Here is a 9,044-nt window from a genome sequence, read left to right on the forward strand (position 1 = left end):
ACGCTGATTGATGGACAAGGGAACAAGCTCAATACCACGCCTGGCATGCAGGTGGTGGCGGAGATTAATCAGGGTAAGCGTAGTGTGCTGGAGTACTTGCTGTCGCCGGTGCAGAAGGCGGTGAGTGAGGCGGCAAGGGAGAGGTGATTATGAGTAGTAAAGCAAATTAGCATAAGATGTTAATAAATTAATTTCATCTTGAGTTTGAATCAATAAATTGGATAAAGATAGAAGTAATTTGGCAATGAATCGGACTTACAAATTTTTGCTTAGTAAAGCCAACATTTGAAAAGAAAATATGAAAACCTCTTTCCCAGAAATGAAACAAATGAAAGTCATGACAGCACTCAAATATGTAAAGGAACGCATGAAAAAGATAATAGTACTCACGACATTTGCGAGTTTAATTAGTGCATGTACGACTTTGGGGAATGCGCATAGCCCAGATTCCCCCTACAAATGGACCGAGATGGTTGAAACCAAAGCACATGCCAATCCTATACCTAAGCAATGGCTGGAGACGGTGGAAGGTCGTTTTGCGCATGACTTGATTATTCCCAATCCAGTGTCAGCAGACGCTGGTTACAAAAAAGGGATGACGGCAGTGGATTACTACTTGCAGTTATGTGAAAAAGAGGCCGGTGAATTCACATTCAAAACTGCAGAAAATGTCGATGGAGTGTATTTTTCACGGCCACCTAAGAATCCAACAGATGATGACTTGATGGATAGGTGGAAACTTGAAAATCCACTGGTAGAAAGTAAGTTCCAAATGGAGAAAGAATCTCTTGAAAGGGCAAAGCGTTTTGTTAATCCGCCGTTCATGACATTTAAGTTTTATGAAGAACCCGACACAAGAATTTTAGATACAAATGATGCTTACTTGCATATGAGTGGCTACCAACAAGATATGCGTAATGAGCAGGGGCGATTAATATCAACAGGTACGCCGATGATAAAAGAAGTAACGACTAAATTGCAAAGTCAGTATGGCGTGACGTGGCGTGGAATTCATAGGCCGCTGGATCGGGAAAATGGTATCGCTGGCGGGGAAGTTATCGTTTATAACTTACAGAACAAGGAAGTGTTATATGTATTTCGGAATTTCGCGTTTAGTGGCCGAACTCAGGGTACGCCAAATGGAATCTGGTGGTTGAATTCTGGTGGATGTCAGAAATTATTCAGAAAAGAAGATCACTCTGGATTTCATTCCTTGGCAGTTAGAGCAAGAAATGTTTTGAAAAAATCAGAGAAATAATTATTGATATTGAAATATGAAAACTAGAAATTCAAACATCCAATCCATTTACGAATTTTTGCTGCAGCAAATGGCGGCAGAGAGCTACTTTGAAGACAAAAGTGTCTTAGGTAATATTGCTGAAGTAAGGACAATACTTGAAGCTGGCACAAATCGTCTTGGATTTACAACATCAAACTCACCGAATAGTGATGGTTTTCCTGGGTTGACGCGGATGACGAAGGCCCAATCGGATGAATTCGTTAAAAAGTTTACGATCATTGACCAGTGGTCTGACAATCCTACCATCTTAAATGGTGTTGCTGCACCGCGGCCAATGCATGCAGGAGATCCTGGTTATCTTGAATTGGACGGCAAGCAAATATTGGCCAATACTGGCCTGTCTGCAACGCTTATTTTTAACAACGAAAAGAATGAATATACATTGTCTATCCGATCGACTGAATTTCGCGAGTGGACAAAAGGTGGAGATGGTGAAAGGGATGCAAGCAAAGGTGCAGATGGACAAAACGGGATATTGGGGAGTGGGTTTGCGCTTGCACAGATTAGTGCGCTTGAACAGTATTATCGTTGGCTACATGTAAACAACAAATTGCCTGAAGGAGCTAAGCTGAACGTCACAGGTTATAGTCTTGGCGGGCATTTAGCCACAGTATTTACTGAAATACACCGGAATGAAATGAATGGTGGCGAAACCGTAACTTTCAATGGTGCGGGTAGAGGCGCAATAAAAAAAGGCAGTCTTGTTGAAATGATTGCTTATTACAACAAAGTTTTGGAAGACCCAAGTTTTGCACCGGATTTAATAGATAAACCTGCGTTGGAAAGCATGCGTAGAGATGCCGTTGGAAAAACAGGCCAGGCATTTGACGCCACAAATATATACAAAGATCCAAGACACATTTGGGCATCGAAAGCCACTCAGTTAGCGTTCGGTACCGTTTTCGGTGGTTTGGCGAACCCAAACCGCACAGGAACGGGTGCGGACGACCTTATTACCCAAGTGTGGGGACAGGAGTTCAAAAACAATTGGAATATGACGGCAAATTCAGGTATTCACGGCCCATCGTTGGGCGTGTTTATCGAATCTCAACCCATACTGGAGGGTGCCCCATTCGGAGATGCTGATTTTGGTAATGGACATTCGATAGTTTTGATAGCTGATTCCTTAGCTTTGATGAGAAGTTTTGAAAAATTGGATAGTAAGGTCAAGATTCAAGACCTGAATATTATTTTTTCTGCCGCCTCAAATCTTGATTCTTCTAGTTCACTTTCTGGCGCCGGACAGAAGGCTGACTATGAATATGATGCTCTTGAAAATGTGCTGGACGGAATGCGTCGTATCTTCGTTGGCAAGGATATCGTCGCAACGCCTTATAAAAAAGGTGGGAGTGGTTTCGCTAATATTGATAATCGTCAAACATTCCATGAAAATCTGGCAGCGTTTCAAGATAGCGCTGCATTTAAATCCCTTATTGGCAATGTCAGCATCGTGGCAGCACCTACGAACGGATTGCTTGCGAAGAATGATTTTAGTGCGCTTTTAAGTTTGGTTTATTTAACGCCATTCATGTTGAAGGGCGACGGTACGGTAATGAATTCATTGAAGTCCGTTCAGCAAGATTTGGCAAGTAAATGGGACGCGGATCAAAACTTGGATGCGGCAGATAGAGCAAATGGGATTGGTAATTTTAGCGATCAGTACTTAAATAGCCGAGCGGCTATATTAAGTCGTAAGCTTTACTACAATACCGAGAACGCTCGCTATGACACTAGTGACGGAGCAATTATTGGCAGCGATAGCAGCGCAACTTTATATGATGATGAAGGCATCATTTGGAGTGATCGCAAGAGTAAACTTAAAATACAGCGTGGAAGTCTTTCTTCAACGAAAGTTAGTTATGTCATCTTTGGTAGCGAAGATGCTGAAGGCGATTTGTCAGGTGGTGGTCGAGATGATCGTATATTCGGCGGTGGTGGGGATGACACTGTTAAAGGTGGCGGAGGTGACGACTATATAGAAGGTAACGATGGCATCGATGCTTTAGAAGGGGGCAAAGGGAATGATACTCTGGTAGGTGGTACAGGCAATGATACTTATCTCTTTAATGATGGTGATGGTAATGACACTATCATTGATAAAGACGGTACGGTCACGTGGGGCGGTATAACGCTGATTGGTGGCAAGCGGATCAATGCAGATAAATTTGAAGATGACAATTTCAGTTATACAAAAAATGGTAAAGACTTACTTGTCGTTAAAAGGAATCCGGTTGGCAACGGTACTGACCGCATCACGATAAAGAACTGGCAGGAAGGTGACCTTGGTATCAAGATAGGAAGTGAAGTACCCATCAATGTTGCCTATACTCTTACGCCAACTGACTACACCGACGGTTCGCTGAACTGGACGCCAGAGCAGAATGCCGCCATGTCGCAAACAGCAAGCGATTCTTGGATTAAAGTTGTATTGAATTCATACTCCACTGGTGCGCCTGAAAGAAAACTTTGGATCGACGCAAATAATCAGACTGCAATCTATTGGGAAGACTTCAGAGTAGTAGGTGGCAATATATATGACTCCTATGTTCAGGGTAGTGCCAATAAAGACTTCATCGTCGCTCGAGGAGGGAGTGACACGGTCCTTGCTGGCGATGGTGATGATTTTGTAACGCAGGATATTATTACGGTTTCCAGTAAACCTGGCGAGACTTCGCACACCAATTTTTCTCAATATGCATTGGATCTGAATACTTTTAATTACACCGATGGTGGTAAAGGAAATGACACGTTGATTGGGGGAATTGGTGTTGATGAATTGCATGGTGGCCAGGACAAGGATGTTTTAAATGGTGGTGGTGGCAATGACATTTTGTTTGGTGATGATGGTGATGATGAGTTAAGTGGTGATTGGCTGGTGTATGCCGACCCGCTTGACCATAGTCGTCCAGCCGAATTTTTCATCGATGCTGATTACACACCTATCACCATTGATGGGGTGAATTATTCTCTTGTCACTCAAACGCATGGTAACGACTATCTGGATGGTGGAGATGGTAATGACGGTTTGTTCGGTTATGGCGGTTCCGATGTCATGTTGGGTGGCAAGGGCAATGACAAGATGTTCGGTGATGTCATGCAAGTCTGGAACTGGAGGGAAGTTAATTTCCTCATTGATGACTTTGATCTTTCGGATAAAAATAAATTTTATAAATATGTTGATGGCAAACTGTATGTAACAAAAACACCAGACCAAAAGCTGGCTCCCAATTTTGACGGACGCGAACACGGTGCCGACAAAATGGATGGCGGTGACGGTGACGATTACATGGAAGGTGATGGCGGCGACGACACTCTTACCGGTGGCGCAGGTGACGATAAAATCAAGGGTGATGCCTCATTCAATACCGTTGAAGGTAAATACCATGGCAATGACTGGCTGGACGGTGGCGCGGGTAATGATTTCCTTGAAGGTGAAGGCGGTAACGATAACCTGATTGGCGGTGAAGGTAATGATACGCTGATCGGCGATGGCAAAGATATTGGCGATGCCAAAGCAGGTAATGACAGCCTGGATGGTGGCTCCGGTGACGATAACCTCCTTGGCGGTAGTGAGAACGACCTGCTGATAGGTGGTTCTGGTAATGACAGGTTGTATGGCGACAGTGAATATGATGGTGTTATCGGCAAAGTACAGGGGGCTGATACCTTGCTGGGTGGTGACGGCAATGATGAAATATACGGTCAGGGCGGTAATGATTTGTTGGACGGCGGAGCCGGTGCTGACTTGCTGGAAGGTGGTGACGGTAATGACACCTATCGTTTTGAATTAGGCGATTCGGAGTTGACTGGTGGTAGTAGCGATACTATCGACGACAGTGACGCTGGCAATAGCATCATATTTGGCGGTGGTATTACTGAAGAGAGCATACGCATCGTCAAAACGGATAACGGTGATATGGCGATCGCTTATTCAGACACGGATGTCTTGCTAGTTAAAAACGGATTTGCTGGCAAGATCAGTCAATTTACGTTTGCTGATGGGCACACCGTAGAATTGAAAACCTTATTGCTGGACCATTTGGAGTCAGCAAATAATATTGAATCAAACACTGCAGGGGATACGGTCAGCGGCGGCCTCAGTAGCGATATTATTACCGTCAATGGGGGGGCTTCTATCGTTACTGCCGGTGCTGGCGATGACAAAATCACCGGCCGCAATGGTAACAACGCCTATATCTTCAGATTAGGTGACGGTGCTGACGATATCAATGATACTGGCTTGAGTTCAACAACCCAGGCTGTCATCGGCGGTAACCGCATAGTCATGGGCGCAGGCATAGCTGCGAGTGATATCAGCCTGACGACATCGGGCGGGTCTTTGCAACTGAACCTGGCGTCAGGTGATTCAATCAAGCTGTCTGCAACTGATATTCAGGATTTGCAGGCCAGCCATGCACTTGATACGGTAGTGTTTGCTGACAATAGCAGCGTCACCTACACTGATCTTTTGGCTAAAGGTGTTGATGTCAAACAAGCGTCGCTGGTGAATGGCGTAAATGTCTTGCAAGGCACTTCAGTCGATGACCGTATTTATGGTACGACAGGCAATGACAAGATGCTGGCTGGCGCTGGCAATGACATCATGTATGGTGGCGAAGCAGACACCATGGATGGTGGCACGGGTGATGATACTTACTCTATCAGCCAGTACAACAATACCACTGTCAATGTTTTGATCAATGATGTCAGCGGCAATTCTGTCTTGAAACTGGGGGCGGGTTTTAGCAACACTGATTTTAGCCTCGCAGCGGCAATCAATCCCAAAGACCTGGTTTTCAAGAGCGGCAACAATACCATCACGATACAAAACGGCGCGGCCAATCTGGGCAATATAAACAGTATCAGCTTTAGCAATGGCACTGTCCTCAACAAAGACGCCATCGCCAAACTGAGTGCGCCTGTTTCTATTGATGGAACACCCGGCAATGACAAACTTACCACTGGCGATGGTAATACCCGCATACATGGCTATGCCGGTGATGACAGCATCACTGGTGGTGCTGGTAGTGACCTTTTCTTTGGTGATGCCGGTAACGACACATTATTGGGGGGCGAAGGTAATGACCGTCTGTTTGGTGGCGATGATGATGACCGTATAGAAGGTGGTGCGGGCAATAATGTGCTGAGTGGTGGTGACGGCTATGATACTCTCATCGACGGTGCTGGTAGTAGTGTGCTGCTTGGTGGTTATGGCGAAGATACTTATCAGGGCGGCGCTGGTGATGACACACTGGTTGATGACTTTGGTAGCGATATCTATGTATTCAATCTGGGTGACGGCAAGGATACGCTGGCGGACGGGGAGTATGCACAACACAATAGTATGTCTGCGGATACTATCCGTTTTGGTGCTGGTATCAATGCAGAAGATTTGCGCGTCAGTTTCAGTGAGAGTGGTGCTGATCTGATCATCGGCTATGGTAATGGTGACCAAATCACCATACTTGGCGGTGCTGACGGTGCGATCGAAACCTATGAATTTGCTGATGGCAAAAAACTGAAGCACGCTGATTTGCTGGCCAACAGGACAGAAGCGCAAATCCTCAATGGCGACAATTCTGCGAATGAACTTGCAGGTGCTAAAGGCAATGATGTACTGAATGCTTTTGGTGGCAATGATACACTCAACGGCGCAGGCGGTAACGATACCCTGCTTGGTGGTTCTGGTGACGATACCTATCTCTTCAAGACTGGTGATGGCGCGGATACGATTATTGATAGCGAAGGTAACAACACCATCAAGTTTGCAGATGGCATACAGATGTCTGATCTTCGGGCACATCTGGTAAAAAATGCAGACGGTAGTTTCCTGCAGGTTCAGATAGGTAGTAACGGTGATCAGATTTTTCTGAAAGATGGCTTGAGTCTTGCCAATACTTCTTACCAGTTTGCTGATGGCAGTGTGCTTAAACACAGTCAATTCATGGATTTGTTATATAGCGATGCATTGGCATTGAATGGTTCTGCCGCCAACGAGAAATTGTATGGCGGCAAAGGCAATGATGTCATCGATGGTGGCGCTGGCAATGACGTACTCATTGGCGGGCATGGCATGGATACTTATTTGCTGGGCCGTGGTAACGGTCAGGATGTCGTTACTGAAGTGGCTGGCGAAACCAATCTTGTCAGCCTTAAAAGTGGTGTTGAGCTGGCTGACCTCACTGTGCAACGTCTGGGCGATAATTTGTACATCGCCATTAATGGTAGTGAAGATGGATTAACGGTCAATAATTACTTTGCCAGCAACATGGACTGGAATATCAAGACTGCGGCTGGCAGCCTTGCCTCGGTCTCCAGTTTGATGGCAACTGTAACGACGGGAACGCCAAACAGTACCAGTGCGCAAAAGATTGATCAGTACCGTAGTAATTTCATGCGCGCTCATGAGAAGTATTTGGCAGTCGGGCAGAATGCAAGCACGGTTGAAGTCAGCAGCCACTTTGAAGGTAATGTGCTGGTAACCACCAAAAACAAAACCACGACGTCAAAAATGGGCACTACGCAGACCGTGTCTGATGCAGCTGAGATTTCAGCCTTTGATCCATCTCTGAATGTGCAGACCACGACTATTTCTGATGTCACGGTCAGCAATAACGTCAAAACGACGCAAAGTACATGGGTAAACAGCAACCCGGTCTTTGTGCGCAGGATAAATCTGGACGAACTAAGCACAGCGGGTGGAGGCATCGTTAATCCACCAAATAGCACTGCGGTTTATTTCGACAAGATTGATCCTGCAACTGGCGGTATCAAGAAAGAATTGGGCTACTTTAATCAATATCAGAACTTGCAGGCCGTTAACGTAAATACGACCAGTTCGACGAGCTCAACTATCTCAGAGCGTCATATCGAAACCAGTACCAAGGTTGCACTGAGTCTGGAAGATATACGTGCAGGTTCATCGAATAATCATATCTTGTATGGCGGTGCAGTAAGCTGGCCATTTGCCTCTGGCTACCAGATGGTTGATGCTGGTGACGGCGATGACTTCATTGACAGTGGTCTGGGTCAATTCTCTGTGGCTGATGAATGGGTAGATTGGACGTTTAACAGCGGTCGTAAAAAGACAGATGCCTTTAACGCTACCAGGTCAGAAGTTGATGCTGTCTTTTATGTGAATGACGACGGTGCATCTGGTAGCTTTGTTTATGGCGGTGCCGGTAACGATACGATTTTGGGGACCACGGGACGTGATGAAATTATTGGCGGTGCGGGCAATGATTTCATGAATGGTGGTGTTCAGGGTGACTGGTACCGGATATCTGGCGGAGATGCTGGCTGGGATGTGATCTATGATTCTGGTGTATCACAATCAAGCCGGTTTCCTTTCCCGGCAGAGGATTTCTTTTGGATTGATATTGATCAAAGCACGCTGCCACAAGACAAGGTCCTCTTCGAGGCAGGTATTAATCTGTCTGATCTGAAATTCTCATGGGGTAGGTTCGAAGCAGACACAGCGCATCAGACCCTGAATATCTCCTGGGGTGAAGGCAAGGGTGTACGCATCGTCGTGGCTAACGAGCAGGATGCCACTGGTTTTGGTGTCGAACTTTTCGAATTTGCCAACGGCGACAAATTCACTCTTGAACAGATGATGGCACGCGCACCAGCGAGACCAATGTTGGGTGCCAATACAGCCCCGGTCACAGTCGGTTCCATAGCCTTGCAAAAAGTGGCAGAGAACAAAGTCTTCAACTTCACTTTACCTGATGGCCTCTTCAGC

2 protein-coding genes are annotated in these 9,044 nt (G+C 45.8%); both read left to right on the top strand.

Annotated elements, in window-relative coordinates; translation table 11 throughout:
- Positions 1-298 precede the first annotated feature (298 nt).
- Positions 299-1,258 (top strand): hypothetical protein, encoded by a 960-nt coding sequence (locus AC07OI_RS29660; RefSeq protein WP_495259649.1) that lies wholly within the window; start codon positions 299-301, stop codon positions 1,256-1,258.
- Between the two features lie 1,936 nt (positions 1,259-3,194).
- The coding region (locus AC07OI_RS29665; protein WP_495259650.1) for a hypothetical protein at positions 3,195-9,044 on the top strand (5,850 nt) is incomplete at its 3' end.

The organism is Undibacterium sp. GW821-FHT07F11 (assembly GCF_059418665.1).